This window comes from Deinococcus marmoris DSM 12784, assembly GCF_000701405.1.
GTDB classification, from domain to species: Bacteria; Deinococcota; Deinococci; order Deinococcales; family Deinococcaceae; genus Deinococcus; species Deinococcus marmoris.
Map to the genome: position 1 here is coordinate 1 of NZ_JNIV01000199.1, position 2753 is coordinate 2753.

Sequence of the window (2753 nt, forward strand, 5' to 3'; positions counted from 1 at the left end):
AGAAACTGTCGAGTGAGGGTGATTGCATACGTCCGGGGATACGCCCCGGACGCCCCTCATGTCAGGCATGTCGGTTATGATTCCAGCCTTCTACCGTTGTTGGTGATCCAGCCGAGAAACGTGGGGCGTTCCAGCACAAACTCGCTCTGGGCCTGACCGAAGTGAAAGTCGCCCAGTTGCACCATCGGATTCTCGGGCAGGGCGACGGTCACGCCGCACTCGCCGTTGTTGAAGTCGGCCCAGCCCTGCACGGTGAAGTAATCGCGGCAGACGCCCGGCAACTGGTCCCGCCCCGGCACGACGGGCTGACCCGCCATGTTCAGATGGACTTCCGCACCGGGCAGGTTGAAGGGAAACAGAAGATAGGTGGCCTGCGGGTGCGAATCCTGATTCATCTCCCACTCGGCCTCGCACTCTATCCAGTCGGCATGAAAGGGCAGAAAGATGCGCTGGGCCAGTTTGCCCACGGCGGGATGCTCCAGCAGTTGCTCCACGGCCACGCCCAGGGGTGTGCGGTACACCTGATGCGAGGTGACGCGGCTGGGGCCGCTGCGTTTCGCTTCCCAGTCCGGCTGCCAGCCACTCACATCATGGGCGGTGGGCGTCCAGTCCATTTTATTGAGCAGGTTGCGCGGCCAGTCGTGGGCGCGGTCCGCCACCTCCTCGTGGACGAAGCCGTGCAGGGGGTATCCGGCTTCAGCGTCCACCCACTCGCGCTCAAGCTGCCTGTCATACAGGGAGACCACGCCGCCGCGCTCGGTATCAAATCTGAGGCGGTAACGCTCCGTCTCCACCTCCGCTTCCTGACTGACCGCCGCCGTTTTGACGTTCAGCACGCTGCTTTTGGGAACGCTGGCATAGCCGAAGGCGGGAACCTGGGTGGGCGGCAGTTCCCAGCCCAGATTGCCACTCTGCTGCATCTGGCCCTGGCCTTTCCAGATAGAGGTGGGCGGCGCGTAATGGCCCTGAAAATGGCGGCTGGCGGTGGTGTCGGCGGCGTCCCCGCGCGGCGTCAGGGTGTTGATGGGAACGGGGCCGCTGATGATGCGCGCCCACGGCAGCGGATTGAAGACCAGCAGTTCATCCGGGCCGCCCGCCACGAACTGCGAGAAGTCGGCCAGCGCGTCGCGCCCCAGCAGCAGGCCCAGACTGCGGGCGGTGTAGGCCAGACCCAGCTTGTGGTTTTTCTGCGAGAGCGAATCGCCCGCCCCCGGCATACCCACGGCGCTGTCGGCCCCCCAGGTGTGTTCGCCCCACAGGTTCAGGTTGCGCCACGCCTCTTCCCGGTACAGAGGGAAGGAACGTTCAGACCACTGCGTCCGCAGGCCCGGCTGAGGCGCTGTGGGAAGACCCTGCAAGGCGGCGTGGATGGCGTCCGCGTCGGTCAGGCGCACCCGGTTGGCCCGGTCAATCGCCGTCTCGCGGGCGGTGCTGATGCAGCCGAAATTCCAGTAGTCGGTCCAGTCGCCGCGCCAGACTTCCAGCGGCTGCGAATGCTCCCTGACCGCCGCCCAGAACATTCTCGGCGTCGCCATCACGATTTTTGGCCCCTGCCCGCAGGCGTTCCAGGCGCGGGCGAAGGCGGCGTAGGCCGGGTAGACGCTGGCGTTGTCGCCGTACAGGTGATCGCCCTGAATCATCACGAAGGGCAGCGGGTACTTCACGCTGTCCAGATGGGCCTGGAGGCGCGGAATCCAGCCAGCGAAGGCGTCCCCGCTGGTCTCCCCGATCCCGAATTCGCGGGCGCGCGGGTAGGCCCAGCCGTTGAAGGTGGGCAGGGTGCGCCCGCTGGGGGCCTGCCAATCAAAGACGGCGGGCCGGGGCGGCGCTCCGCCAAAGTGGGTGTTGATCGCCATGGAGAAGCCCTCTATTCCGGCGTCCAGCAGCACGTCGGCCAGCGGCCAGTTCTGCCCGTTCACGTCGCACTGCATGGCATGGCGGATGTCCAGCCCCAGCTCGCGCAGTCGCGCCACTGGCCGCAATGATTCGGCGTACTGGGCGCGGCTATATAGCGGCGTCACGTTGGCGAACATCGCCGCGACTTCCAGATGCCCACTCCTGTCGGCGGCGACGAAGCGCTTAATATTGTGCTCAGACGCCGTTTCCAGCCACTTCAACACGGGGGCGGTGGTCTCGCAGGTCCAGCGGAAGTGGGTCTCAGAGGGGCCGTCCTGCATCCGCTCGATGGTGTTCAGGGCGTCGTCGATAAAGCGGGCCTGCAACTCCCACAAAATCGGCTGATCGGCGGTGAAGCCCACGTCGGTGTGGCTGTGGTGAACGAGGTAAATGGTTTCCAGCTCAGGCATAGGCGTCCTCTCCTGTGAAGTTGTCCAGCGTCAGTCCAGCGGCCCGCACGGTGAAAAGAGCCTGACCGAGAGGCGTGAGAGGTGGATTCCCGACATGGCACCCCGACATGGCACAGGGCAGAGCCAGTCTTGCGGTTCAGCCGTCCGGTTCGTGCCGTGAAAAGTCGGCGGCGTTACCCCTACAGCCGCATTCTGTCAATTCCTTTCCTTCCCCTCTCCCCCAAGTGTGGAGGGAGGGAGCCGCGTAGCGGCGGAAGGGTGGGCCGCAGACCTGCTTGCAGAGGGGCCACCGGGCAAACGATCCTCTCAAGACTTGCACAACGTTGCTGCTACGGCGTGCGCGGTTGCCCCGCAGGGGGTGCATCCCGCTGAAATGGGATGATGGTGCATGGCAACAGAACGGGAAATGCTGAGTCAGGTCATGGAACGTCATCTGGATCAGCTTTT

Annotated in this window: 1 protein-coding gene; it reads right to left on the reverse strand. The window is 64.9% G+C overall.

Going from position 1 to position 2753, the window contains the following annotated elements; translation table 11 throughout:
* Positions 1-74: 74 nt before the first annotated feature.
* Positions 75-2306 (reverse strand): glycoside hydrolase family 38 N-terminal domain-containing protein, encoded by a 2232-nt coding sequence (locus tag Q319_RS0123025; protein WP_029484722.1) that lies wholly within the window; start codon positions 2304-2306, stop codon positions 75-77.
* Positions 2307-2753: the final 447 nt, after the last annotated feature.